This is a genomic window from Tepidimonas fonticaldi (assembly GCF_001675355.1).
GTDB lineage: Bacteria > Pseudomonadota > Gammaproteobacteria > Burkholderiales > Burkholderiaceae_C > Tepidimonas > Tepidimonas fonticaldi.
The window spans coordinates 25,391-50,852 of the sequence record NZ_LZDH01000002.1 but is presented as its reverse complement, the minus strand read 5'-3'; the positions used below and the strand labels follow the sequence as shown (position 1 = coordinate 50,852).

Sequence of the window (25,462 nt, the reverse complement as noted above, 5' to 3'; positions counted from 1 at the left end):
TCAGTCGCCCTCGAAGACAGGGCGCTGCTTGGCGACGAAGGCCTCGTAGGCGCGGCGGAAGTCCTGCGTCTGCATGCAGATGGCCTGCGCCTGGGCCTCGGCCTCGATGGCCTGCTCGACGGTCATGGCCCACTCCTGGTTCAGCATGGTCTTGGTCATGCCGTGGGCAAACGACGGTCCGCTGGCCAGCGACGCGGCCAGTGTGTGCGCCGCCTCGGCCAGCGCCTCGGGCGCGTGCAGGGCGTTGAAAAAACCCCAGGCCAGCCCCTCGGCGGCGGTCATGGTGCGGCCGGTGAAGAGCAGCTCGGCGGCGCGGCCCTGTCCAATCACCCGGGGCAGCAGCGCGCAGGCCCCCATGTCTGCCCCCGCCAGGCCGACCCGGGTGAACAGGAAGGCGGTGCGCGCGCGCTCGGTGCCGAGCCGCAGGTCGCTGGCCAGCGCGAGCATGGCGCCCGCGCCCGCGCACACGCCGTCGATGGCCGCGACGATGGGCTGCGGGCAGGCGCGCATCGCCTTGACGACGTCCCCCGTCATGCGGGTGAAGGCCAGCAGCTCCGGCATGGTCATGCGGGTCAGCGGTCCGATGATCTCGTGCACGTCACCGCCCGAGCAGAAGTCGTCGCCGGCGCCGCGCAGCACGACGGCGCGTACGTCCGTCGCGAAGGGCAGGGCGCGGAACCAGTCGCGCAGCTCGCCGTAGGAGTCGAAGGTGAGGGGGTTTTTGCGTTCCGGGCGGTTGAGCGTCACGGTCGCGATGCCGCCGTCCACCGTGCAGGCGAAGTGACGCGGGCGGGTGTCGGCGGCCGCCCGGAATTGCGGCCGCATGGGGTTGTGTTCGGGGATGGGGGGCTTCATGGCGGGGTCTGTCCGTGCTTGACCTTGGCCAGCAGCCGGTAGAGCTGCTCGGCGTCGCGGGGGCCGAGGCGCGCGAAGGCCTCGACGATCCATTGCTCGTGCGCGTGCGCCATGCGCGCGAACGCCGCGCGCCCGGCGGGGGTCAGCCGCACCCGGTAGGCGCGGCGGTCGTCGGGGACGCTCAGGCGCTCGACCAGCCCCTCGCGCACGAGCTGGTCGGTCACGCCGGTGACGTTGCCGCCCGTGACCATCAGCCGGCGCGAGAGCTCCTTCATCTGCAGCCCCTCGGGGTGCCGTTCCAGCTGGGCCATGAGGTCGAAGCGCGGCAAAGTGGTCTGGAATTCGGTGCGCAGCCGCCGCCGCACGCGCTGCTCGACGAGCTGGGTGCAGGTCAGCATCCGCAGCCACAGGCGCAGCGCCTGCGGGTGCTCGCTGTGCAGCCGGGCCTCCAGGTCGGCGGGGGCGGGGTGTCGGTCCATGGGGTCAGGCGCTGCGCTGGCGCGCCAGCTCGCGATAGAGTTGGTCGCGGCCGCTCAGGTACGGCAGCGGCCAGTCGATCCAGGGGCTGCCCAGCCGGGCCGCCTCGTGCAGCGTCCAGGCCGGATCGGCCAGATGCGGGCGGGCAATGGCCACCAGATCGGCACGGCCGGCGGCGACGATGCTGTTGGCGTGGTCGGCCTCGGTAATGGCGCCCACGGCCATGGTGGCGATGCCCACCTCGTTGCGGATGCGGTCGGCGAACGGCGTCTGGTACATGCGGCCGTAGACGGGGCGGGCGTCCCGCGTGGTTTGACCGGAGGACACGTCGATCAGGTCGCACCCGGCGGCCTGGAACAGGCGCGCCATGGCGACGGCATCGTCCGGGGTGTTGCCGCCCGGGGCCCAGTCGTGGGCGGACAGGCGCACGCTCATCGGGCGATCGGCGGGCCAGACCGCGCGCATGGCGGCAAACACCTCGAGGGGATAGCGGCAGCGGTTTTCCAGCGAGCCGCCGTAGGCATCGTCGCGCCGGTTGGTCAGCGGGCACAAAAAGCTGGACAGCAAATAGCCGTGGGCACAGTGCAGCTCCAGCCAGTCGAAGCCGGCTGCGGCCGCGCGCCGCGTGGCCTCGACGAAGGCGTCGCGGATGCGGTCCATGTCCGCGCGGGTCATGGCGCGCGGCACTTGGTTCTGCGGCCCGTAGGGGATGGCGCTGGCGGCCAGCAGCGGCCAGTTGGGGGGGGCGTCGGGGCGGCCGTCGGCGTTGGGCAGGGGCTCGTCGATGGCCTCCCAGCCGCGCTGGGTGGAGCCCTTGGGGCCGCTGTGCCCGAGCTGCAGGCCGATGGCGCAGTGCCCGTGGCGGTGCGCGAAGTCCACCACGCGGGCGAAAGCGGCGGTCTGCGTGTCGTTCCACAGGCCTGGGCAGCCGGGGGTGATGCGCCCGTCGGGCGTCGGGCTGGTCATCTCCACCATGACCAGTCCGGCGCCGCCCAGCGCCCGTGCCCCCAAGTGGACCAGGTGGTAGTCGCCGACCACCCCGTCCTCGGCGCTGTACTGCGCCATGGGCGAGACGACGATGCGGTTTTTGAGCGTGAGGCCACGCACCCGGTACGGCAGCAGCATGGGGGGCGGGGGTGGGCGGTCGGCCGGCACCGCCAGCCCCGCGCGCGCGGCCAGCCAGCGTTCGTAGCCCTCCAGCCAGGTGCGGTCGCGCAGGCGCAGGTTCTCGTGGCTGATGCGTTGGCTGCGCGTGAGCAGCGAATAGGCAAACTGCTCGATCTCCATCGCGGTGTAGCGCTCGACGTGCTCGAACCACTCGGTGGAGTTGCGCGCCGCGTTCTGGATTTTGAGCACCTCGACGCGGCGGTGGTCCTCGTAGCGTTGCAGCACGGTCTGCAGCGATCCGCCGGCCGCGAAGGACTCGGTCAGGTCGATGGCATCCTCCAGCGCCAGCTTGGTCCCGCTGCCAATCGAAAAATGCGCGGTGTGCGCGGCATCGCCCATGAGCACGATGGGCACGCGGCGGCCATCGGGCAGGTCCTGCCAGTGCACCCAGCGCCCGCAGATGACGCGCGGAAAGCGGATCCAGATCGCCGAGCCGCGCAGGTGCGCGGCGTTGCTCATCAGCGCATGGCCGTCCAGGTGGCGGGCGAACAGCCGCTCGCAAAAGGCAATGCCCTCCTCCTGGCTCATCGCGTCCAGGCCATGCGCTTTCCAGACGGGCTCGGGCGTCTCCACGATGAAGGTCGAGGTCTGCGCATCGAACTGGTAGGCGTGCGCCTGAAACCAGCCGTGCTCGGTCTGCTCGAACGCAAAGGTGAAGGCGTCGAAGGTCTTGCGCGTGCCCAGCCACACGAAGCGGCAATGCCGGGTGTCGATGTCGGGCTGGTAGGTGTCGGCGTAGCGCTGGCGGATGCGGCTGTTGATGCCGTCACTGGCGATCACGAGGTCGGCGCCCATCTGCACCGCGAGCGCCTGGTCGTCGGTGACGTCGGTCTCGAACACCAGCTCCACCCCCAGCGCCTGGCAGCGCGCCTGCAGAATGTTGAGCAGGTGCTTGCGCCCGATGCCGCAAAAGCCGTGGCCGCTGGAGCGCACCGAGCGGCCCTTGAAAAATACCTCGATGTCGTCCCAGTGGTTGAAGGCGGTGCCGATTTCCGCCGCCGTGGGGGCGTCCGCGGTGCGCAGGTGGTCCAGCGTGGCGTCGGAAAACACCACCCCCCAGCCAAAGGTGTCGTAGGGGCGGTTGCGCTCGACGACGACGACGCGCGCATCGGGGCGCTGTCGCTTCATCAGCAGCCCGAAGTACAGGCCGGCCGGGCCGCCGCCGATGCACAGAATGTTCATGCCGCACCCCCAAATAATTGAGGTTTGAAGGATTTGCCCCCATTGTGGGGTGGGCAGGGTTCGGCGCGCAGCGGGGAAACCCTAGGCCGCGATCCCGAGGCCCGGGGCAAGACGGGGTCGATGGCGGACGGGGCCGGCGTTGGCGTGCCGCACCGAACGGATCACAATGAGGGGGCGCAGCCTGCGCGCCCACAACCCCGTCAGGAGAGTGCGATGCTGTACCGATTCAAGTCCAAAGCCACCGGCGATGTGGTGATGCTCCAGCCCAACGGTCGTCGCGTGCTGGAGATCCTGGGCAAGGACCCGGAGGGGCCGGGCATCATCCTGCCGGAGCAGATCCCTGCGGCCATCGAAGCCCTGCGCGCGGCGGTCGCCGCCGAAGAGGCGGAGGCCGAGCGCAAGCGGCTGGAGGCCGAGGCGCAAGGCGAAGAGCCCCCCGTCCCCCCCGAGGAGCGCGTGCCGCTGCGCGCCCGGGTCGCGCCCTTCATCGAGATGCTGCAGCACTGCCAGCGCGAGGGCTGCGAAGTGGTCTGGGGCGTTTGAGCCCCGCGCGGTCAGTCGGCGTACTGGCCCGCGGCGTCGACCACCGCCTTGATCTTGGCCATCTCGCTGGCGACGAAGGCCTTGTGGCCTTCGGGCGTGACGCGCTTGTCGTTCGGCGCGGCGACGATGGCGCCCAGCGCCTTTTGCTTCTGGACGAAGTCGGGGTCGCGCAGTGAGGCCCGCAGCGCCTCGTTGAGGCGGTTGAGCACCGGGGTCGGCGTGCCCTTGGGCGCGTACATGCCGTGCCAGATGGTCAGGTTGAAGTCTTTCAGCCCCATCTCCTGCAGCGACGGGTAGTGCCGCAGGATGGGGTGGTCGGACAGCGGTTTGGCCGTCGTCACCGCAAAGGCCTTGATGCGCCCCCCCTCGATCTGCTGCGTGGTGTTGGTGGTCTGGTCGCACATCACGTCGATGGTGCCGCCGATCAGGTCGTTCATGGCCGGGGCCGTGCCGCGGTACGCGATGGTGGCCATCGACTTGTCGAGCTTGACGGCGTACTGCCACATCAGCCCGCACAGGTGCGAGGCCGACCCCAGCCCGGCATGGCCGAGGTTGAGCTTGCCCTGGTTGGCGCGGATGTAGTTTTCGAAATCGCGGTAGGTGTTGGACGGCAGTTGCGGCTTGCCCACCAGCGTCATGGGCACATCGTTGATGATGCCCAGGTATTCGAAGTCCTCCAGCGGCTTGTACGGCATCTTGCGGTACAGCGCGGGGGCGGCGGCCATGCCGATGTGCCAGACCAGCAGCGTGTGCCCGTCGGGCGCGGCGCGCGCCACCTTGTTGGCCCCGATCGTGCCGCCCGCGCCGGCGGCATTCTCGACGACGATCGTCGCATTGTTGAGGTGCTTGCGCATCGTCTCGGCCAACTGGCGGGCGACGGTATCGGTCGGCCCGCCGGCGGCGAAGGGCACCACGAAGGTGATGGGCTTGGACGGGAACTCTTGGGCGGCCGCCGCAAAGGCAACGGTCGACAGCGTCAGGGCGAGTAGCGCTTTCATCGGTGGGGGCTCCGGTCGGTGGAATGAACGCGCCGGATACTAGCCCGGGTGGCGCGGGTTGCGCCATTCGGGAAACCACACCCCCCGGGGTCAGATTTCGATTTTGGCGCCCAGCTCGACCACGCGGTTGGCCGGCAGGTTCAGAAAATCCGCCACCGACGCCGCGTTGCGGTGCATGCTGGCAAACAGCTTTTCGCGCCAGGTCATCATGCCCGCGCCTCGGCGGGGCAGCACGATCTCGCGCGAGAGGAAGTACGACGTCTCCATGTCGTTCAGCTGCACCCCGTGGCTGCGCAGCAGTTGCAGGGCTTCGGGCACGTCCGGGTCGTTCTTGAAGCCAAAGTGCAGCACCACGCGCCAGCAGTCGTGGCCCAGCGGCTCCACCTCCACCCGCTTGTCGAAGCCGATCCAGGGCACCTCGTGGTGGCGCACGGAGACAAAGAGGTTCGTCTCGTGCAACACCTTGTTGTGCTTGAGGTTGTGCAGCAGCGCGTTGGGCGTCACGCCGGTCTCGGCGTTGAGGAAGACCGCCGTGCCCGGCACGCGTGCCGGCGGGCTGAGAAAGACCGAATCCAAAAACGGCTTGAGATCGATGGCTTCTTCGCGCAGCCGCTCCGCGAGCAACTGGCGCCCGCGCTGCCACGTGGTCATCAGCGTGAACATGACGATGCCGATGGCCAGCGGGAACCAGCCGCCGTTGATCACCTTGACCGCGTTGGCGGAGAAAAACAACACGTCCACGACCAGAAAGGTCCCGGTGGCCGCCACGCACAGCAGCCACGGATAGCGCCACGCATAGCGGATGACGAAGAAGGTCATCACCGTGGTGATCAGCATGTCGATCGTGACCGCGATGCCGTAGGCCGACGCCAGCGCGCTGCTGGAGCCGAACAGCAGCACCGCGGCCACGATGCCGCCGTACAGCGCCCAGTTGACGAAGGGGACGTAGATCTGGCCCGTGTCGCGCACGGAGGTGTGCAGGATGCGCTGGCGCGGCAGATAGCCCAGCTGCACGACCTGCTTGGTGACCGAATAGGCCGCCGAAATCAGCGCCTGGGAGGCGATGACCGTGGCGCAGGTGGCCAAGCCGATCAGCGGGACCAGGGCCCAGGAGGGGGCCATCTCGTAGAACGGGTTGCTGACGTTTTCCGGGTGCTGCAGCAGCATCGCCCCCTGCCCGAAGTAGTTCAGCAGCAAGGCCGGCATCACCAGCCCGAACCAGGCGAGCCGGATCGGCCGCTTGCCGAAGTGGCCGAGGTCGGCATAGAGCGCCTCGGCCCCGGTGACGCAGAGCACAATCGCCCCCAGCGAAACGAAGGCCAGGCCGGGGTTGTCGAGGATGAAGCGCAGCGCATGGTGCGGCAGCACCGCCTGCAGCACCGCCGGGTTGCGCACCAGGTGCATCAGGCCCAGCAGCGCCAGCACCACGAACCAGACCGCGGTGATCGGTCCGAACAGCTTGCCGACGCTGGCGGTCCCGCGCTTTTGCACCGCGAACAGGGCGGTCAGCACCACGAGGGTCACCGGCACCACGAAGGGTTCGAGCCCCGGGGCCGCGACTTCCAGGCCTTCCACGGCCGAGAGCACCGAAATGGCGGGCGTGATGATGCCATCGCCAAAAAAGATGGCGGTGCCGAAGATGCCGATGGCGAGCAGCCGCCGGCGCAGGCGGGGCCGGTCCTCGACCGCCATCGAGGCCAGCGCGAGCATGGCCACCAGCCCCCCCTCGCCGTTGTTGTCGGCCCGCAGAATCAGTGTCACATACTTGAGCGAGACGATGATCGTCAGCGTCCAAAACACCAGCGACAGGATGCCGAAGATGTTTTCGGGCGTGACGGCGAGGTTGCCGTGGGCGAAGACTTCCTTGAGCGCGTACAGCGGACTGGTGCCGATGTCGCCGTACACGACGCCGAGCGCACCGAGCGTCAGCGCTGCCAGCCTGGAGCCGTCGGTCGCGGAAGAAGAGGGATGCGCCAAGGGTCGCCGGGGTGGTTGCGAGGCCGCCATTGTGCGCCTGTCCCGCCACGGGCGCGGCGGGATGTTGCGTTGCAGCAACGGTGACCGCCCAGCGGTCGGTCCAAGGTGGGTCAGTCGTAGGTGCGGGCGTCCTCGATGACCTTGCCGTCGTTGGGCAGCGCGCCAACGGTCAGCAGCTCGACGTCGCCGCGCAACTTGGTTACGTCGCGCAGCGACTCCTGCAGCGCACGTTGCAGCGCCTCCGACGGGGTGTCGGTTTCCACGCGCAGGGCCATGCGGTCCTCGGCCATGCGGCCGCTGACCACCAGCCGCGCGCGCCGCACCTCGGGGTGGCGGCGCAGCACCTCGGCCACCTGCGAGGGGTGGACGAACATGCCCTTGATCTTGGTGGTCTGGTCCGCGCGCCCGAGCCAGCCGCGGATGCGGGTGTTGGTGCGCCCTGTCGGGCACGGGCCGGGCAGCACTGCCGACAGGTCGCCGGTGCCAAAGCGGATCAGCGGATAGTCGGGGTTGAGCGCCGTGACCACCACCTCGCCGACCTCGCCATCGGGCACGGGGTCGTCGGTTCCGGGGCGCACGATTTCCAGAATCACCCCTTCGTCCAGCACCAGCCCCTCGCGGGCCGGGGTTTCGTAGGCGATCAGGCCAACATCGGCCGTCGCGTAGGCCTGATACGCCGCGATGCCGCGCTCGGCCAGCCAGTCGCGCAGGCTGGGCGGGAAGGCCTCGCCGGACACCAGGGCCTTGCGGATGGGCAGGCGCACGCCCGCGGCCTCGGCTTTTTCCACGAGGATGCGCAGGAAGCTCGGCGTGCCGCAGTAGCCCACCGGCTTCAGATCCATGATCGCGGCGAGCTGCTGCTCGGTGTTGCCCACCCCGCCGGGGAAGACCGTGCAGCCGATCGCCTGCGCGCCGGCTTCCATGATCCACGCGCCGGGCGTCAGGTGGTAGCTGAAGGCGTTGTGGATCAGGTCGCCGGCCTCGAAGCCGGCTGCGGTGAGTGCCCGGGCGCTGCGCCAGTAGTCGGTGCCCTGGCCCTCGGGCTCGTAAATGGGGCCGGGCGATTGGAAGACGCGCCGCGCCCCGCGTGCCTGCAGCAGCCCGCGCCAGCCGATCGTGGACAGCCCTGCGAAGGGGTCGCCGCCGGCGGCGCGGCTGGCGTGCTGGCGCTCCATCAGATCGTGCTTGCGCAGCACGGGCAGGCGCGCCAGTTCGGCGCGCGAGGTGACGCGCGCCGGATCGACGTCGGCCAGGCGTTCGGCCCACGCAGCGCCATGCGCGCGCGCATGGGCGATCAGGTCGGGCAGGGCGGCGAAGAGGGCGGCCTCGCGTTCGGCGGGGGCGCGGGTCTCGAGGGAATCGTGGTAGGCGGGCATGGCGGGCAAACGGCGCAGCGACGGGCGAACTCGACGGGGGCAGGGGGTCAGGCCAGCCAGCGCTTGCGGCGCTTGTAGCTCTTGACGTCGCGGAAGCTCTTGCGCTCGCCGCCGCCCATGCCGAGGTAGAACTCCTTGACGTCCTCGTTGTTGCGCAGGTCCTCGGCGGCGCCGTCCATGACGATGCGGCCCGACTCCATGATGTAGCCGTAGTTGGCGTAGCGCAGCGCCATGTTGGTGTTCTGCTCGGCGATCAGGAAGCTGACCTTCTCCTTCTGGTTCAGGTCCTTGACGATCTCGAACACCTCCTCCACGATCTGCGGCGCCAGGCCCATCGACGGCTCGTCCAGCAGCACGACGCTGGGGTTGGCCATCAGGGCGCGGCCGATCGCGCACATCTGCTGCTCGCCGCCGGAGGTGTAGGCGGCCTGGCTGGTGCGGCGCGTCTTCAGGCGCGGGAAGTAGGTGTAGACCTTCTCCAGGTTGGCGGCGATCTCGCCCTTGTCCTTGCGCGTGTAGGCGCCGGTCAGCAGGTTTTCCTCGATCGTCAGGTGGGCGAAGCAGTGCCGCCCCTCCATCACCTGTACCACGCCGCGCTTGACGAGGTCGGCGGGCGTGAGGTTCTCGATGCGCTCGCCGCGCAGCTCGATCGAGCCCTTGGTGACTTCGCCGCGCTCGCCCTTGAGCAGGTTGGAGATGGCGCGCAAGGTGGTGGTCTTGCCGGCGCCGTTGCCGCCCAGGATGGCGGCGATCTGGCCCTCGGCGAGCTGCAGCGAGACGCCCTTGAGCACGAGGATGACGTGGTTGTAGATGACCTCGATGCCGTTGACGGTGAGGACGGGAGTGGGTGTCGTCATGGGGTGACCTCGGTAACGTGGCTGGGTGCGCAGGCACCACACGTCAGCGCCGCGGACCGACGCTGGCGGGTGGTGGCGGGGGCTGCGGAACGCCTGCCCCCACCGCGGGGTGGTCGGCATGGACCGACCGACCCCTGCCCGGACCATCAGGACTGGCAGTCCTGCGGCGTGCGACGCTGGATCTTCTTCTCGGCGGCGTACTTGTCCGCCGCGGCGCGCACCATCGGCTTGAGGATTTGCTCGTCCGCCTGGTACCAGTCGCTGGTGAACTCCCAGCGGCTGCCGTTCCAGGTGTGGATGCGCGCCCAGGCCGCCCCCATGTGGTCCTGGCAGCTCGTGGAGATCGGCCGCATCACGCCCTTGAAGCCGAGGGCGTCGAGCTTGGCCTGCGTCAGGTTCAGGTTCTCCAGACCCCAGCGGACCTGCTCGCCGGTCATGACCTTGCCCTTGCCGAAGCGCTCCTGTGCCGCGCGCACACCCTCGACGGCGAGCATCGCGCTCATCGCTCCGCGCACGTACAGCACCGAGCCGACCTCATCCTTCGGCCCCGTGCCTTGGCCCTTGCCGTGCACCTTCTCCAGGATCTCCTTGACGAAGGGGGCGTTGGGCTCGGCGCCGTGTTGCATGGTGATCGCGTTGTAGCCCTTCGCGCCTTCACCGATGTCCTTGACGTCCGGCTCGGCGCCGGCCCACCAGACCCCGTAGATCTTGTCGCGCGGGTAGCCGACCGCCTGCGCTTCCTTGAGCAGGGTGGAGTTCATGACGCCCCAGCCCCAGTTGACCACGTAGTCGGGGCGCTGCTGGCGGATCTGCAGCCAGGTGGACTTCTGCTCGACGCCGGGGTGCGGTACCGGCAGCAGAATCAGCTGGTAGCCGTGCATCGAGGCGCGCTCCTGCAGGATCGGGATCGCCTCCTTGCCGAACGGGCTGTCGTGGTAGACCAGGGCGATCTTTTTGCCCTTGAGCTTGTCGGCGCCGCCTTCCTTCTTGGCGATGTGCTGGATGATCACGTCGCCGGCCACCCAGTAGGTGCCCGCGAGCGGGAAGTTCCACTTGAAGACGCCGCCGTCCTGCGATTCGCTGCGGCCGTAGCCGGCGGTGATCAGCGGAATCTTGTCGATCGGCGCCTTCTCGGTCAGCGCGAAGGTGATGCCGGTGGACAGCGGCTGGAACATCGTCGCGCCGCCGTTCTTGCCCTTGAGGCGCTCGTAGCACTCGACGCCGCGGTCGGTCGCGTAGCCGGTTTCGCACTCTTCGTAGGAGATCTTGACGCCGTTGATGCCGCCGCGCGCGTTGGTGAGCTTGAGGTAGTCCACGAAGCCGTTGGCCCAGGGCACCCCGTTGGGGGCGTACGCGCCGGTGCGATACACCAGCACGGGGAAGAACTGCTCCTTCGCCTGCGCGTGCGCGGCGGTGCCCACCAGCGCACTGGACAGGGCGGCAGTCGCTGCCGCGGCAGCGAGGATCACGGGACGTAGCTTCATGGTCTGTCTCCTAGTGTGGTTGAAGCACGGGTGGGGGAATCGAGGATCAGTGCGGGAACGGCCAGATGCGCAGCTTCTGCTTGCCGACGCTCCACAGCTTGGCCAGGCCGTGCGGTTCGACGATCAGGAACCACACGATCAGCGCGCCGAAGATCATGTACTCGGCATGGGACACCGCGGCGGTCGAGACGTCAATCCCGAACAACCCGCCCAGCCAGGGCAGGAACTGGTTCAGGAAGATGGGCAGCACGACGATGAAGGCCGCCCCGAAGAAGCTGCCCATGATCGAGCCCAGGCCGCCGATGATGACCATGAACAGCAGCTGGAACGAGCGGTCGATCGAGAAGGCCGCCGGCTCCCACGAACCCAGGTGGATGAAGCCCCACAGCGCGCCGGCCACGCCGACGATGAAGGAGCTGACCGCGAACGCCGACAGCTTGGCGTACACCGGGCGGATGCCGATGACCGCAGCGGCCACGTCCATGTCGCGGATCGCCATCCACTCACGCCCGATGGTGGAGCGCACGAGGTTTTTGGCCAGCACGCCGAAGACCACGACGAAGCCCAGGCAGAACAGGTACTTCTCCACCGGCGTGTCGATGCGCCAGCCGAGCACACTGAGGTTGGACACCGACACCGAGCCCGACGGGTTGTTGTTGGTGAACCAGCCGATGCGCAGGAAGGCCCAGTCGCAGAAGAACTGTGCCGCCAGCGTCGCCACGGCCAGGTACAGCCCCTTGACGCGCAGGCTGGGGATGCCGAAGAACATGCCCACGACCGTGGCGCACAGACCGCCGATGAGCAGCGCGGCGATGAGCGGCATGCCCTCGAAGCGCACGAAGGCGTTGTAGGCCATGTAGGCGCCCACCGCCATGAACGCGCCCGAGCCGAGCGAGATCTGGCCGCAGTAGCCGACCAGGATGTTGACCCCGATGGCCGCCAGCGACAGGATCAGAAACGGAATCAGGATGGCGCGAAACAGGTACTCATCCGCCAGCAGTGGCACACCGATGAAGGCGAAGGCGACGAGGGCGAGGATGGCCCAGCGGTCTTGTGCGATCGGGAAAATCTGCTGATCCGCGTGGTAGCTGGTTTTGAACTGGCCGTTTTCTCTGTAGAACATGATCCCTTACCTCACACGCGGTCGATGATCTTTTCGCCAAACAGGCCCTGGGGACGGAACAGCAGGAACACCAGCGCCAGGACGTAGGCGAACCAGATTTCGATGCCGCCGCCGACCAGGGGCCCCAGATAGACCTCGGAGAGCTTTTCGCCCACGCCGATGATGAGGCCGCCGACGATGGCGCCCGGCACCGAGGTCAGGCCGCCGAGGATGATGACCGGCAGCGCACGCAGGGCGACGGTGGTGAGGGAGAACTGCACCCCGAGCTTGGAGCCCCAGATCATCCCGGCGACGAGCGCCACGACCCCGGCCACGCACCACACGATCACCCAGATGCGGTTGAGCGGGATGCCGATGGACTGCGCGGCCTGGTGGTCGTCGGCCACCGCGCGCAGGGCGCGGCCGGTGGCGGTCTTCTGGAAGAACAGCGACAGCGCCGCCACCAGCAGGGCCGCGATGCCGGCGGCGATCAGGTCCTCCTGGTTGAGCAGGATGCCGCCTTCGAACATGCCCTCCAGGATGAAGATCGGGTCCTTGGGCATGCCGATGTTGATCTGGTAGATGTCACTGCCGAAGATGGTCTGCCCGGCGCCGTCGAGGAAGTAGGTGATACCGAGCGTCGCCATCAGCAGCGTCGCGCCTTCCTGGTTCACCAAGTGCCGCAGCACCAGCGCCTCGACCAGCCACGCCACGGCAAACATCAGCAGCGCCGCCACGGCAAACGCCAGCAGGTTGGCCAGCAGCAGGCTCTCGAAGCCCAGCCAGCGCGGCAGCCACTCCGAAAAGCGCGCCATCGCCAACGCGGCAAACAGCACCATCGCGCCCTGCGCGAAGTTGAACACGCCAGAGGCCTTGAAGATCAGCACGAAGCCGAGCGCCACCAGCGAATACAGCATGCCGGCCATCAGGCCGCCGAAGAGGGTTTCCAGAAAAAATCCCATGTCCGTGGCTCCTCAGTGGCTCGTGCCCAGGTAGGCGCGGATGACGTCTTCGTTGTTGCGCACCTCGTCGGGCGTGCCGTCGCCGATCTTCTTGCCGTAGTCCAGCACGACGACGCGGTCGGAGATGTCCATCACGACGCCCATGTCGTGCTCGATCAGCACGATGGTCGTGCCGAACTCGTCGTTGACGTCGAGGATGAAGCGGCACATGTCCTGCTTCTCCTCGACGTTCATGCCGGCCATCGGCTCGTCCAGCAGCAGCACCTGCGGCTCCATCGCGAGCGCTCGGCCCAGGTCCACGCGTTTTTGCAGGCCGTAGGGCAACTGGCCCACGGGCGTCTTGCGGTAGGCCTGGATTTCCAGGAAGTCGATGATGCGCTCCACCACCTCGCGGTGCGCGACTTCCTCGCGCTCGGCGGGGCCGATGCGCAGCGCCTGCAGGAAGAGGTTGCTCTTCATGCGCAGGTTGCGCCCGGTCATGATGTTGTCCAGCACGCTCATGCCCTTGAAGAGAGCCAGGTTCTGGAAGGTGCGCGCGATGCCCATCTCGGCCACCTGGCGGCTGTTCATGTGCTTGAACGTCTGGCCGCGGAAGGTGATCGAGCCCTCCTGCGGCGTGTAGACGCCGTTGATGCAGTTGAGCATGGAGCTCTTGCCCGCGCCGTTGGGGCCGATGATGGCGCGGATCTCGTGCTCCCGGACGTTGAACGAGATGTCGGTCAGCGCCTTGACGCCGCCGAATCGCAGGCTGATGTTCTGGACGTCGAGGATGACGTCACCGATTTGCTTGTGGGCCATGGGGCATCCTGAAAGGTCGAAGTGCCGTCGGGCGCGTGCTTTAGGCCGCGGCCTTCAGGGGGGCGAAGGTCTTGGCGTCCACGATCCGCAGGGTCGCGCTGATCTGGCCGGTGCGGCCGTCCTCGAACTTGACCTGGGTCTCGATGTACTGCTCGGTCTTGCCGCCGTACAGCGCGTCGACGAGCACGCCGTACTTCTCGCCGATGAAGCCGCGGCGGACCTTGTTGGTGCGCGTGAGTTCCCCGTCGTCAGCGTCGAGCTCCTTGTGCAGGATCAGGAAGCGGTGGATCTGGCAGCCGGCCAGCATGGCGTCTCGGCTCAGGTCGGCGTTGACTTTCTCGACGCACTCCTGGATCAGCGCGTAGACCTCGGGCTTGCCGGCCAGGTCGGTGTAGCCCGCGTAGGGCAGGCCGCGCTTCTCGGCCCAGTTGCCCACCGCCTCGAAGTCGATGTTGATCATCGCGCAGACCTTCTCGCGCCCGTCGCCGAAGGCCACCGCCTCCTTGATGTACGAGAAGAACTTGAGCTTGTTCTCCACGTACTTGGGCGCGAACATGGCCCCGTCGTTGGGCCCGCCCTTGAGGCGCCCCACGTCTTTGACGCGGTCGATGATCTTCAGGTGCCCGGAGCTGTCCAGGAAGCCGGCGTCGCTGGTGTGGTACCAGCCGTCGGCGTCCAGCACCTCGGCGGTGGCCTTGGGGTTTTTGTAGTACTCCTTGAGCAGCCCGGGCGAGCGCACCAGGATCTCGCCCTGCTCGGACAGCTTGATTTCTACCCCCTCGCACGGCACGCCGACGGTGTCGGCCTTGACCTCGTGGTCGGGCTGCAGGCAGACGAACACGGCCGTCTCGGTGGAGCCGTAGAGCTGCTTGAGGTTGATGCCGATCGAGCGGTAGAAGGTGAACAGGTCCGGGCCGATGGCTTCGCCGGCGGTGTAGGCCACCCGCACGCGCGAAAAGCCCAGCGTGTTGCGCAGCGGGCCGTAGATCAGGATGTCGCCCAACGCATACAGCAGCCGGTCGCCCAGACCGACGGGCTTGCCGTCCATCAGCTGCGGGCCGACGCGGCGGGCCACGTCCATGAAGGTGTGGAACAGCTTGCGCTTGAGGGCGCCGGCGTCCTCCATGCGGATCATGACGCTGGTCAGCAGCCCCTCGAACACGCGCGGCGGCGCAAAGTAGTAGGTCGGCCCGATTTCCTTCAGGTCGATCATCACGGTGCTGGCCGATTCGGGGCAGTTGACCACGTAGCCGCACGCCAGCCACTGCGCGTAGCTGAAGATGTTCTGCCCGATCCACGCCGGCGGCAGGTAGGCCAGGACCTCTTCCTTTTCGGTCAGCTTGTCGAACTTGGCGCCCACTTCGGCGCGGTTGAGCAGCGTGAAGTGGGTGTGCACCACGCCCTTGGGGTTGCCGGTGGTGCCGGAGGTGAAGAACATCGCCGCGACGTCGTCCGGGCGGGCCTTTTCCACCTCTTCCTGGAAGAAGTCGGGGTGCTCCTGGCAGAACACGGCGCCCGCGGCCTCGATCTCCTTCAACCCCGCCAGGCCGGGCTCGTCGTAGTTGCGCAGCCCGCGCGGGTCGTCGAACAGGATGTGCGCAAGCTGCGGGCACTGCGGCCGGATCTCCAGCATCTTGTCGACCTGCTCCTGGTCTTCCACGACGACGAAGCGCACCTCGGCGTTGTTGATCGGGAAGACGCATTCGGCCGCCACGGCGTCCTGGTACAGCGGCACCGGGATGGCGCCGAGCGACTGCGCCGCGAGCATGGTGGCGTACAGGCTGGGGCGGTTGGCCCCGATCACCACCAGGTGCTCGCCCCGTTGCAGGCCCAGCTGGTGCAGGCCGGCGGCAATGTGCCGCACGCGGTCGAGCATCTGGCGCCAGGTGGTCGTTTGCCAAATGCCGTATTCCTTTTCGCGCATGGCGGGCGCGTCCGGGCGCGCGCTCGCGTGCTGGATCAGCAGGCGGGGAAATGTCGTTTGCATACAGGCTCCTCTGCCGCGGCGGTCGTGTCAACACGAGGCGGTGCCGCTGTGTTGCCGCAAATGTACGGGTGCGTTTGACGCTGTTCTGTCTGTCCGTTGACAATCTAGGGGTTGCCCTAACTGGGACTTTCCCTAGGTGCTTTCGGGCGCGGGAGAGCGTGGGCGAAGAATGGCGACACCACAGCGGGAGTTCGAGGGACCACCGTGAGCCAAGCCAATCGACTGCGGCAGCGGGCGCGCGCGCTGAGCGCCGCCGAACTGGACAGCATCCCCTGGATCGGGCCGCTGGAAGAGCCCGCGCGGGAGCGTGCGCAGGCCGCGCTCGTGGTCAGCGAGGTGGATCCGGGGGACTTCATCTGCCGCGTCGGCCGGCCGGTGACGTACTGGTTTGGCCTGATCGATGGCTTGCTCAAGATGAGCAACGACGACAGCCAGGGGCCGATCATGACCTTTACCGGTGTGGCCCCGGGCGGCTGGTTTGGCGAGGGCACGGCGCTCAAGCGCGAGGCGTACCGCTACAACATCCAGGCGCTGCGGCGCAGCCTGGTGGCGGGGCTGCCGGTGGAGACCTTCCACTGGCTGCTGGACCACTCCATCGGCTTCAACCGCTTCGTGATGAACCAGCTCAACGAGCGGCTGGGCCAGTTCATCGCCGCGCGCGAAATCGACCGCATCACCGATCCGGACGTGCGCGTCGCGCGCAGCCTGGCCAATCTGTTCCACCCGGGGCTGTTTCCGGGCGTGGGGCAGGTGCTGCGCATCACCCAGCAGGAGCTGGCCTACCTGGTCGGCCTGTCGCGCCAGCGCGTCAACCAGGCGCTGGCGCGCTGGCAGCAGGCGGGGGCGATTCGGGTGGAGTACGGGGGGCTGCGCGTGCTGGATCTGGACACGCTGCGCAGCGCCGGGCGCGGGATGGATTGAGGCGGGCCGCGGGCGCACCCGGGGGCGGGTTACAGTCCCGGCATGAGCATGCGTTTGAACAAGCGGCTGGCGGAGCTGGGCCTGTGCTCCCGCCGCGAGGCCGACGACTGGATTGCGCGCGGTTGGGTGCGCGTCAATGGCCAGCCGGCCGTGCTGGGGCAGCTCGTCGGCGAGGCCGACCGCGTGGAGGTTGCGCCGCCGGCGCGCGCGCAGCAGCGCCAGCAGGCCACCATCCTGCTGCACAAGCCGGTGGGCTATGTCAGCGGCCAGCCGGAGGACGGTCACCCCAGCGCCGCGACCCTGATTCGGCCCCAGACCCGCTGGCGCGAGGACCGCTCCCCGCGGCGCTTCGAGCCGGCGCACACCCGCGGGCTGGCGCCGGCGGGCCGGCTCGACATCGACTCCACCGGGCTGCTCGTGTTGACGCAGGACGGCCGGGTGGCCAAGGCCATCGTGGGCGAACGCTCGGCGGTGGACAAGGAGTACCTGGTGCGCGTGCAGTGGGCTCCACGCGGCCCCAAGGGCCCCGGGGTGGTGGCGCAGAATGTGCAGGCCGTCTTTCCGGCGCAGGCGCTGGCGCGGCTGCGTCACGGGCTGGCGCTGGACGGGGTGCCGCTGCGCCCCGCGCAGGTGGAGTGGATCAACCCCGAGCAGTTGCGCTTCGTGCTCACCGAGGGCCGCAAGCGCCAGATACGCCGCATGTGCGAGCTGGTGGGTCTGCATGTGGTGGGCCTCAAGCGCGTGCGCATCGGCCGCGTCGCGCTCGGGGCGCTGCCGCCCGGCCAATGGCGCTATCTGGGCGAGCACGAGCGCTTTTGAGCGGGCCTTGAAACGGCGGCGCCCGCCCCCACCTGTGCGGCGGCAAGGGGCGCGTGCGCACAGGGTATGCGCGCCCCACCGTCATCGCTTGGACTCTCCGCCTAACCATCGAGCCCCATGAGCAAGCACACCCACGCCTTTCAGGCCGAAGTGGCCCGGCTGTTGCACCTGGTCACGCATTCGCTGTACTCCAACCCCGACATCTTTTTGCGCGAGCTGATCTCCAACGCCTCCGACGCCTGCGACAAGCTGCGCTTCGAGGCGCTGGCCGACGCCTCGCTCTACGAGGACCAGCCCAACCTGGAGATCCGCGTCGCCTTCGACAAGGCGGCCAAGACCATCACCATCACCGACAACGGCATCGGCATGAGCGAGGCCGAGGCCATCGAGCACCTGGGCACCATTGCCAAGAGCGGCACGCGCGACTTTTTGCAGCGGCTCTCGGGCGACCAGAAGCAGGACGCGCAACTGATCGGCCAGTTCGGCGTCGGCTTTTACTCGGGCTTCATCGTGGCCGACCGCATCACGGTGGAAAGCCGCCGCGCCGGCCTGCCGCCCGAGCAGGGCGTGCGCTGGAGCAGCGACGGCAGCGGCGCCTTCGACACCGAGACGATCACCCGCCCCGCGCGGGGCACCAGCGTCATCCTGCATCTGCGCGACGACGCCAGCGAATACCTCAACCGCTGGAAGCTCAAGTCCATCATCGGCAAATATTCCGATCACATCAGCCTGCCCATCCTGATGCAGAAGGAGGTCTGGGACAAGGACAAGGGCGAGTACGTGCTCCAAGACGAGTGGGAGGCGGTCAACAGCGCCAGCGCCCTGTGGACGCGGCCCAAGAAGGACATCAGCGACGAGCAGTACATCGAGTTCTACAAGAACCTGAGCTACGACAGCGAAGCGCCCCTGGCGTGGAGCCACCACCGCGTCGAGGGCAGCACCGAGTACACCCAATTGCTCTACATCCCGGCCAAGGCGCCGTTCGATCTGTGGAACCGCGACAAGCGCGGCGGGGTGAAGCTGTACGTCAAGCGCGTCTTCATCATGGACGACGCCGAATCGCTGATGCCGGCGTACCTGCGCTGGGTCAAGGGCGTGATCGACTCGGCCGACCTGCCGCTGAATGTCAGCCGCGAGCTGCTGCAGGAAAGCCGCGACGTCAAGGCCATCCGCGACGGCAACACGCGCCGCGTGCTGTCCATGCTGGAGGATTTGGCCAAGAAGGACGTGCTGCCCACCGGCGAGGCGTGGGAGCAGCTCAGCGCCGACGAGAAGGCCGAGGCCGAGCGGCAGGCCGGCAAGTACAGCCGCTTCTATGCCGAATTCGGCGCCGTACTCAAGGAAGGGCTGGGCGAGGACTTTGCCAACCGCGAGCGCATCGCCAAGCTGTTGCGCTTTGCCTCCACCCACAGCGACGCGGTCAGCGTCAGCCTGGCCGACTACAAGGCGCGAATGAAGGAAGGCCAGGAGGCCATCTACTACATCACCGCCGACACGCTGGCTGCCGCCAAGAACAGCCCGCAGCTCGAAGTCTTCCGCAAGAAGGGCATCGAGGTGCTGCTGATGACCGACCGCGTCGATGAATGGGCGCTGTCGTTCCTGCACGAGTTCGACGGCACGCCGCTGCAAAGCGTGGCCAAGGGCGCGGTGGATTTGGGCAAGCTGCAGGACGAGGAAGAAAAGAAAGCGGCCGAACAGGCGGCCGAGACCTTCAAGCCCGTGCTCGACAAGCTCAAGGACGCCCTCAAAGACAAGGCCAAGGATGTGCGGGTGACGGCGCGGCTGGTCGATTCGCCCGCCTGCCTGGTGGTGGAGGACGGCGAATACTCCATGCAATTGGCGCGGCTGCTCAAGCAAGCGGGCCAGAAAGCGCCGGAGGTCAAGCCCATCCTGGAGGTCAACCCCAGCCATGCGCTGGTGCAAAAGCTCGAGTCGCACCCGCGGTTCGAGGACCTGGCGCACATCCTGTTCGACCAGGCGCTGCTGGCCGAAGGCGGCCTGCCGGAGGATCCCGCCGGCTATGTGCGCCGCGTCAACGCGCTGCTGATGGCCTGAGCGCCGCCCCCGGGCGGGGCCCGCGGCGGGGTGGACACTGCCCGCCGCGTAAGATGCGGCGTGGCGATCGGCCAACCGATCGCCGAACCCACTGGAGGCATGGCGCATGGGGGCGGAACACCTGACGTTGTGGGACCGGTACTGGTCCCAACCGGTGCTGCAGGCCAATCTGCTGGTGTTTGCCAACCTGCTCGGCGCCCTGGCGTTGGGTTTGCTGGTGGGCTACGAGCGCTCGTACCGCGGCCGGGCGGCGGGCATGCGCACCTACGGCATCGTCTGCATGGCGTCGGCGGCGCTGACGGCCCTGCTGATGCTGTGGGGCGGCCGCATCGAGGCGCGGCTGCCGGCGCTCTCCGCGCTGGCGGTGACGCTGACGTTCCAGCGCGAGGCCCCGCCCGACGAGGCGCGCCTGCGCGCCGCGTTGTCGGAGTGGGGGTTTGCGCTGGCCGACGGCTCCATGCAAATCCACAGCGACGGGGCGGGCAGCCGCTGGCATTTCGTCATGGTGGCGGGCCGCACGGACCTGACCGTGTCCCTGCCAGAGGTGGCGCGGCGCCTGCGCGCGATCGCCGGGGTGGAGTCGGTGGACGTGGCCCACGCCCGCAACTGACGGCCGGGCCGCCCCGGAGGGCCGGCGCCTACCCCAGCGTGCCGGCAAACTCGATGATCTTGCGGTGATCCGGGGGCAGCAGCGTGTACTTGATGCCTTCAGCCGCCAGGAGGGTGCGCATCTCGTTGTCCATCTCGCGCGCGCGGTTTTCGTCCTGCAAGCGTCCGGCGCGGATGTAGGGCTTGTCCGGGTCGCGCTGGGCAAAGACGTTGACGTTGTCGAACTGCCGGTACCACTCCAGGATCTGGCGGCGTGTCTTGTCCACGTCGCAGACGTTATCCGGGTGGCGCGCGTTGTAGTAGAGCAATTGCGGCAGCCCGCCTTCGGTCACCAGGTACTGCACCTGACCGTCGAGCACCTCCAGCAGGCGGAACTGGTGCAGCGCGATGCCGTACTGGTTGCGCAGCGCTTCGTGGTCGCCCTGCCAGACCAGGGTCTTGGCCACCTCGGGTACCAGCTCCACGGTCTTGTGCATCAGGTGCAGCTTGAGGATGATGGCCGAGGAGTACAGGGACTTGTCACAGCCCGGGCCGCCGACGATGTTGATGACCTTGGTCGGGTAGCGCCGCAATTTGTTTTCCGGCAGGTTTGGCGTCACGTAGCCGACGATGGTGCCCATGGCAGTCTCCTCAGCCGGGCCGCAGCCCCGGTCGGTTTCAATCCTAGCACCGCCGCGGGCGCCTGTGTGTCGCGGGGGGCGACCCCGGCCGTATGATCCGCCCATGACCCGATCCCCATCCCCCCGGCGCCCGCCCGCGGGGCCGCCCCCCGAGGTGCTGGCCGAGCTGCATCCCGGCCAGTCGATTGCGCTGTTGCAGGAGCTGCACATCCTGACGCGCGATGGGCGGCTCAATCAGGATTCGCGGCGCAAGCTCAAGCAGGTCAATCACCTGCTGCAGTTCATCGAGCCCTTGCTGCAGGCGGCTGTGGCCGAACGCGGCGACGTGACCGTGGTGGATCACGGCGCCGGCAAATCGTATCTGGGCTTCTTGCTCTATGACCGCTTTCTGGCGGCGCGCTCGGTGGGCAGCGTCTGGGGCGTGGAGGCGCGGCCGGAGTTGGTCGAGCGCGCCGCCGCCCTGGCGCAGCGGCTGGGCTTTGCGCGCATGCACTTCGTCGCCGCCACCGTGCGCGAGGCGATGGATGCGCTGCCGCCAATGGTCGACATCGTGACGGCCCTGCACGCCTGCGACACCGCCACCGACGATGCCATCGACTTCGCCCTGCAGCGCCAGACCGGTGCCATCGTCGTGGTGCCGTGCTGCCAGGCCGAGGTCGCCGCCGCGCTGCGCCGTCACAAGGCGCTGCAGCTGGCGCGCACGCCGCTGGCCGAGCTGTGGCGCCACCCGCTGCACACGCGCGAGTTCGGCAGCCAGGTCACCAATGTGCTGCGCTGTCTGCGGCTGGAAGCGAGCGGCTACGACGTGACCGTGACCGAGCTGGTGGGCTGGGAGCACTCGATGAAAAACGAGCTGATCGTCGCGCGCCGCACCGGCCGGCGCAAGCGCAGCGCGGCCGAGCGCCTGGCCCGCATGCTCGATGAACTGGGCCTGGAGGAACTGCGCGCGCGTTTCGCGGTCGCATGACCATGGCTGGTTTCGATCCGAAGCTGGCGGCGCTGGTCGTGTGGCCCGCGCTGCTGTGGCTGGCCTGGTGGCTGGCCGAGCGTGCCCATCCGCGCGGCGTGCCGCGGGTGAGCGTCTATGTTGCGGTGGGCTTGGTCGGCAGCGCCATCGGGTTGACGCCGGGCTCGGTGGCGGAGGGCGGGGGCGCGGCGCTGCTGGCCCAGTTTGCGCTGTCGTTGGTGCTGTTCGAGCTGGGCTGCCGCATCCATCTGGGCTGGTTTCGCCACAACCCGTGGGTGTTGCTGACCGGGGTGGCGCAGTCGGTGGCGATTTTTGCGGCGGTGGCCTGGGCCCTGGGGGCGGTAGGCGTGGCGGCCGAGTGGCGGCCGCTGGTGGCCGCGGTGGCGGTCGCGGCGTCGCCGGCCAGCCTGCTGCGGGTGGCCAACGATTTGCGTGCGGCCGGGCAGGTGACCGAGCGTGTGCTGCATCTGGCGGCCATCCAGGCCGTGATGGCCGTGTTGTTCGTCAAAGGCGTGTCCGGGTACTGGCACCTGAGCGCCCAAGGCGACTGGATGCAGGCCGCTCTGAGCAGCGTGTATGCCGTCGGCCTGTCGGTGGCGTTGGGCGTGGCGCTGGCGGTGATGGTGACGGCACTGGTGCGCGGGCCGTTCGGCACGTCCACCGCGCCCACGGTGGGCTATGCGCTCGCGCTGGTGTGGCTGACCGTGGTCTCGGACGCGCTGCGCCTGTCGCCGCTGTTGGCGGCATTGAGTTTTGGCGTGCTGCTGCGCGAGCGCCGGGTGTTCGTTGCCAACGCCCAGCGCGATTTCGGCACCCTGGGGTTGTTGCTGGGGGTGTTTTTGTTCGTTTACGTCGGCTCGCGCATGTCGTGGGGCGCGCTGACGCAGGGGGCGGTGTGGGCCGCCGCGGCGGTGGTGCTGGCCGCGCGGGTGCTGATCCCGGTGGTGTTCAACGCCGCGCTGGCCGTGCCCAGCGGCACGACCGTGCGCAAAGGCGTGCTCACCGGCGTGGCGCTGCTGCCCATGTCCGCCATGACCCTGTTGCTGCTGGAGCGCAGCATCGCCCTGGGGCTGCCGCCCGCGACCGAGGCCTTGTGGCACCTGACGGCCGCCCTGCTGTGGCTGGAGCTGCTCGGCCCCTGGGTGAGCCAGTGGGCGCTGGTCGCCGCGCGCGAAGCCGTGCTGGCCCCGAGCGGGCCGGACCGTGGGGGGGCGTCCGCGTCCCCGCCGCAGTGAGGAGTGGTCGATGCCGCTGGAGCCGTTCAAGCAGTCCGATGCGCTCTCGATGGGGGTCGAGCTGGAGCTGCAGATCGTCAACACCTACGATCAGGATCTGTCGAGCAGTGCGGACGACCTGCTCGCGCTGCTCAAGCGCGCGCCGTTTCCGGGCAGCGTCACGCCCGAGATGACGCAGAGCATGATCGAGATCGCCACCGGCGTGCACACGCGCCACGATGCGCTGCTGGCGCAGCTGCGCGCGATCCGCGACACGCTGCTCGCGGCGGCCGAGCGGCTCAACGTCGAGCTGGCCGGCGGCGGCACGCATCCGTTCCAGCGCTGGTTCGAGCAGCGCATCTTCGACAAGCCGCGCTTCCAGCAGCTCTCGGGCCTGTACGGGTACCTGGCCAAGCAGTTCACGGTGTTCGGGCAGCACGTGCACATCGGCTGCCGCTCGGCGGACGAGGCGCTGTTCCTGCTGCATGCGCTCAACCGCTACGTGCCGCACTTCATCGCGCTGTCGGCCTCCTCGCCGTTCTTACAGGGCGTGGACACGCTGTTCGACTCGGCGCGGCTGAACTCGGTGTTCGCGTTTCCGCTCAGCGGCCGCGCGCCGTTCGTGCTGCGCTGGGACGACTTCGAGCAGGGGTACTTCCGCAAGATGGAGTCCACCGGGGTCGTGAAGTCGATGAAGGACTTCTACTGGGACATCCGCCCCAAGCCCGAGTACGGCACGATCGAGCTGCGCGTCTGCGACACGCCGCTGACGGTGGAGCGCGCCGCGGCGCTGGCCTGCTACCTGCAGGCGCTGTGCCGCCACTTGCTGGAGGGCGGCGAGCCGCCGCCGCAAGAGGACGACTACCTCGTCTACACCTACAACCGCTTCCAGGCGTGCCGCTTCGGGCTCGAGGGCACGATGGTGCACCCGCGCACGCGCGAGCCGCTGTCGATCCGCGAGGACATCCTGGCCACGCTGCGCCGGCTGGAGCCGCACGCGCAGGCGCTGGGCAGCGCGGCGGCGCTCACAGAGCTGGAGGCCGTGGCCGGCGCGGCCGGCAACCACGCGCGCCAGCTGCGCGCGGTGCACGCGCGCACCGGCAGCATCCAGGCGGTGGTGCGCGCTGCGGTCGACGCGCTGCGCGACGGCGTGCTAAGCTGACCGGCACGCGCCCCGGCCTGCCGCCCCATGCCCCCGGGCCCCGCCGGCGCGGGGGGCGCCCGCTCCCCCGCATCCAACACCCAGGAGACGACACCGATGCCCGGCCTGCTGCCCCACATCGACCCGGACGGTCTGCTCGAATTCTCGGTCGTCTACACCGACCGCGCGCTCAACCACATGTCCAGGCGCTTCCAGCGCGTCATGACCGACATCGGCGGCATCCTCAAGGAGGTGTACGGCGCGCAGTCGGTGGCGCTGGTGCCGGGCAGCGGCACCTTCGGCATGGAGGCGGTGGCGCGTCAGTTCGCCGCCGACCGGCGCGTGCTGGTGATCCGCAACGGCTGGTTCAGCTACCGCTGGACGCAGATCTTCGACATGGGCCGCATCCCGGCTGAGGCGCACGTGCTGAAGGCCCGCCGCGTGGCCGAGGAGCCGCAGGCGCAGTGGGCGCCGGCGCCGCTGGACGAGGTGGTGCGCACGATCCACGCCCTGCGCCCGGCGGTGGTGTTCGCGCCGCACGTGGAGACCGCCGCCGGCATGATGCTGCCGGACGACTACCTGCGCGCGGTGGCCGAGGCCGCGCACGCGGTGGGCGGGCTGTTCGTGCTGGACTGCATCGCCTCCGGCGCGATGTGGGTGGACATGCGCGCCACCGGGGTGGACGTGCTGATCTCGGCGCCGCAGAAGGGCTGGAGCGGCTCGCCGTGCTGCGCCATGGTGATGCTGTCGCCGCGCGCGCGTCAGGCCATCGACGGCACCACCAGCACCAGCTTTGCCTGCGACCTGAAGAAGTGGCTGCAGGTGATGGAGACCTATGAGCAGGGCGGGCACGTTTACCACACCACGATGCCGACCGACGCGCTGGCGCGCCTGCGCGACGTGATGCAGGAGACGCGCGAACACGGCTTCGCCGCGATGAAGGCGGCGCAGGCGGAGCTGGGCCGGCGCGTGCGCGAGCTGTTCGAGGCGCGCGGGCTGCGCAGCGTGGCGGCGCCGGGCTTCCAGGCCCCGGGCGTGGTGGTCAGCTACACCGACGACGCGGAGATCGCCAGCGGCCGCAAGTTCGCCGCCGTCGGGCTGCAGACCGCCGCCGGCGTGCCGCTGATGTGCGACGAGCCGGCGGACTTCCGCACCTTCCGCGTCGGCCTGTTCGGGCTGGAAAAGCTCCTGCAGGTCGAGCGCACTGTCGGCCACCTGCGGCAGGCGCTGGACGCCATCGGCCTGCACGAGCGCGCGCCAGCCGCCGTGGCCTGACGGGGCGGCGCTCCGGGGGGCGGGGCATTCACGCAAAAATGCGAAAGCCATCCTAGAATTCGCTAAAAACCCTCCG

Annotated in this window: 22 protein-coding genes; 9 read left to right on the top strand and 13 right to left on the bottom strand. The window is 68.8% G+C overall.

Annotation, left to right across the window (positions count from 1 at the left end):
- The 3 genes from A9O67_RS00510 to A9O67_RS00500 are packed head-to-tail and all read right to left on the bottom strand — an operon-like array spanning nt 1 to nt 3,681.
- Nucleotides 1-855, bottom strand: a complete 855-nt coding sequence (locus A9O67_RS00510) for an enoyl-CoA hydratase family protein (RefSeq protein ID WP_068606304.1) — start codon at nt 853-855, stop codon at nt 1-3.
- Nucleotides 852-1,334, bottom strand: a complete 483-nt coding sequence (locus A9O67_RS00505) for a MarR family winged helix-turn-helix transcriptional regulator (protein ID WP_068606302.1) — start codon at nt 1,332-1,334, stop codon at nt 852-854. Before A9O67_RS00505 ends, A9O67_RS00510 begins: the two co-directional genes overlap by 4 nt.
- A 4-nt stretch (nt 1,335-1,338) precedes the next feature.
- Nucleotides 1,339-3,681: a bifunctional salicylyl-CoA 5-hydroxylase/oxidoreductase gene (locus A9O67_RS00500; RefSeq protein WP_068606299.1), complete on the bottom strand. Its 2,343-nt coding sequence runs from the start codon at nt 3,679-3,681 to the stop codon at nt 1,339-1,341.
- A 213-nt stretch (nt 3,682-3,894) separates the two neighbouring features.
- Between A9O67_RS00500 and A9O67_RS00495 the strand changes: the two genes are divergently transcribed.
- Nucleotides 3,895-4,224, top strand: a complete 330-nt coding sequence (locus A9O67_RS00495; RefSeq protein ID WP_068606297.1) for a DUF1840 domain-containing protein — start codon at nt 3,895-3,897, stop codon at nt 4,222-4,224.
- An 11-nt stretch (nt 4,225-4,235) separates the two neighbouring features.
- On the opposite strand, the gene A9O67_RS00490 is transcribed toward A9O67_RS00495, so the two are convergent.
- The 9 genes from A9O67_RS00490 to A9O67_RS00450 form a co-directional block, all read right to left on the bottom strand.
- The gene (locus A9O67_RS00490; protein ID WP_068606296.1) at nt 4,236-5,222 is read right to left on the bottom strand and encodes a tripartite tricarboxylate transporter substrate-binding protein; all 987 of its coding nucleotides are present in this window, start codon (nt 5,220-5,222) and stop codon (nt 4,236-4,238) included.
- A 90-nt stretch (nt 5,223-5,312) separates the two neighbouring features.
- Complete coding sequence (locus A9O67_RS00485; RefSeq protein WP_082955238.1) at nt 5,313-7,229, bottom strand: potassium transporter Kup; 1,917 nt, start codon at nt 7,227-7,229, stop codon at nt 5,313-5,315.
- Nucleotides 7,230-7,309: 80 nt separating this feature from the next.
- Nucleotides 7,310-8,575, bottom strand: coding sequence for a phenylacetate--CoA ligase family protein (locus tag A9O67_RS00480; protein ID WP_068606294.1), 1,266 nt, complete (start codon nt 8,573-8,575; stop codon nt 7,310-7,312).
- Between the two features lie 47 nt (nt 8,576-8,622).
- The gene (locus A9O67_RS00475) at nt 8,623-9,432 is read right to left on the bottom strand and encodes an ABC transporter ATP-binding protein (RefSeq protein WP_068606293.1); all 810 of its coding nucleotides are present in this window, start codon (nt 9,430-9,432) and stop codon (nt 8,623-8,625) included.
- Nucleotides 9,433-9,578: 146 nt separating this feature from the next.
- Nucleotides 9,579-10,916, bottom strand: a complete 1,338-nt coding sequence (locus A9O67_RS00470) for an ABC transporter substrate-binding protein (protein ID WP_068606291.1) — start codon at nt 10,914-10,916, stop codon at nt 9,579-9,581.
- A 46-nt stretch (nt 10,917-10,962) separates the two neighbouring features.
- Nucleotides 10,963-12,039 carry a branched-chain amino acid ABC transporter permease gene (locus tag A9O67_RS00465; RefSeq protein WP_068606289.1) on the bottom strand — a complete coding sequence of 359 codons (1,077 nt, stop codon included), beginning with the start codon at nt 12,037-12,039 and terminating at the stop codon, nt 10,963-10,965.
- 11 nt (nt 12,040-12,050) lie between these two features.
- Nucleotides 12,051-12,980, bottom strand: a complete 930-nt coding sequence (locus A9O67_RS00460; RefSeq protein ID WP_068606287.1) for a branched-chain amino acid ABC transporter permease — start codon at nt 12,978-12,980, stop codon at nt 12,051-12,053.
- 12 nt (nt 12,981-12,992) lie between these two features.
- Nucleotides 12,993-13,778 (bottom strand): ABC transporter ATP-binding protein, encoded by a 786-nt coding sequence (locus A9O67_RS00455; protein ID WP_068606285.1) that lies wholly within the window; start codon nt 13,776-13,778, stop codon nt 12,993-12,995.
- Nucleotides 13,779-13,818: 40 nt separating this feature from the next.
- Nucleotides 13,819-15,765 (bottom strand): AMP-dependent synthetase/ligase, encoded by a 1,947-nt coding sequence (locus A9O67_RS00450; RefSeq protein ID WP_068606283.1) that lies wholly within the window; start codon nt 15,763-15,765, stop codon nt 13,819-13,821.
- A 204-nt stretch (nt 15,766-15,969) separates the two neighbouring features.
- On the opposite strand from A9O67_RS00450, the gene A9O67_RS00445 reads away from it, so the two are divergent.
- From A9O67_RS00445 to A9O67_RS00430, 4 genes are all read left to right on the top strand, one after another.
- The gene (locus A9O67_RS00445) at nt 15,970-16,686 is read left to right on the top strand and encodes a Crp/Fnr family transcriptional regulator (protein ID WP_068606281.1); all 717 of its coding nucleotides are present in this window, start codon (nt 15,970-15,972) and stop codon (nt 16,684-16,686) included.
- A gap of 48 nt (nt 16,687-16,734) precedes the next feature.
- Entirely contained in the window at nt 16,735-17,505 is a 771-nt protein-coding gene (locus A9O67_RS00440) for a pseudouridine synthase (RefSeq protein ID WP_082955240.1), read from the top strand.
- Between the two features lie 117 nt (nt 17,506-17,622).
- Nucleotides 17,623-19,560 (top strand): molecular chaperone HtpG, encoded by a 1,938-nt coding sequence (gene htpG, locus A9O67_RS00435; RefSeq protein WP_068606275.1) that lies wholly within the window; start codon nt 17,623-17,625, stop codon nt 19,558-19,560.
- 106 nt (nt 19,561-19,666) lie between these two features.
- Nucleotides 19,667-20,170: an MgtC/SapB family protein gene (locus A9O67_RS00430; RefSeq protein ID WP_068606274.1), complete on the top strand. Its 504-nt coding sequence runs from the start codon at nt 19,667-19,669 to the stop codon at nt 20,168-20,170.
- 28 nt (nt 20,171-20,198) lie between these two features.
- On the opposite strand, the gene A9O67_RS00425 is transcribed toward A9O67_RS00430, so the two are convergent.
- Entirely contained in the window at nt 20,199-20,789 is a 591-nt protein-coding gene (locus A9O67_RS00425; protein ID WP_068606272.1) for a DEAD/DEAH box helicase family protein, read from the bottom strand.
- A gap of 103 nt (nt 20,790-20,892) precedes the next feature.
- On the opposite strand from A9O67_RS00425, the gene A9O67_RS00420 reads away from it, so the two are divergent.
- The 4 genes from A9O67_RS00420 to A9O67_RS00405 all read left to right on the top strand — a co-directional run bounded on the left by A9O67_RS00420 (nt 20,893) and on the right by A9O67_RS00405 (nt 25,386).
- Nucleotides 20,893-21,756: a class I SAM-dependent methyltransferase gene (locus tag A9O67_RS00420; RefSeq protein ID WP_068606270.1), complete on the top strand. Its 864-nt coding sequence runs from the start codon at nt 20,893-20,895 to the stop codon at nt 21,754-21,756.
- 2 nt (nt 21,757-21,758) lie between these two features.
- A complete protein-coding gene (locus A9O67_RS00415) occupies nt 21,759-22,991 on the top strand; it encodes a cation:proton antiporter domain-containing protein (protein WP_068606320.1) in 1,233 nt (410 codons plus the stop codon).
- Nucleotides 22,992-23,001: 10 nt separating this feature from the next.
- The gene (locus A9O67_RS00410; protein WP_068606268.1) at nt 23,002-24,132 is read left to right on the top strand and encodes a YbdK family carboxylate-amine ligase; all 1,131 of its coding nucleotides are present in this window, start codon (nt 23,002-23,004) and stop codon (nt 24,130-24,132) included.
- A gap of 96 nt (nt 24,133-24,228) precedes the next feature.
- Nucleotides 24,229-25,386 carry an aminotransferase class V-fold PLP-dependent enzyme gene (locus tag A9O67_RS00405; RefSeq protein WP_068606266.1) on the top strand — a complete coding sequence of 386 codons (1,158 nt, stop codon included), beginning with the start codon at nt 24,229-24,231 and terminating at the stop codon, nt 25,384-25,386.
- Nucleotides 25,387-25,462 lie beyond the last annotated feature (76 nt).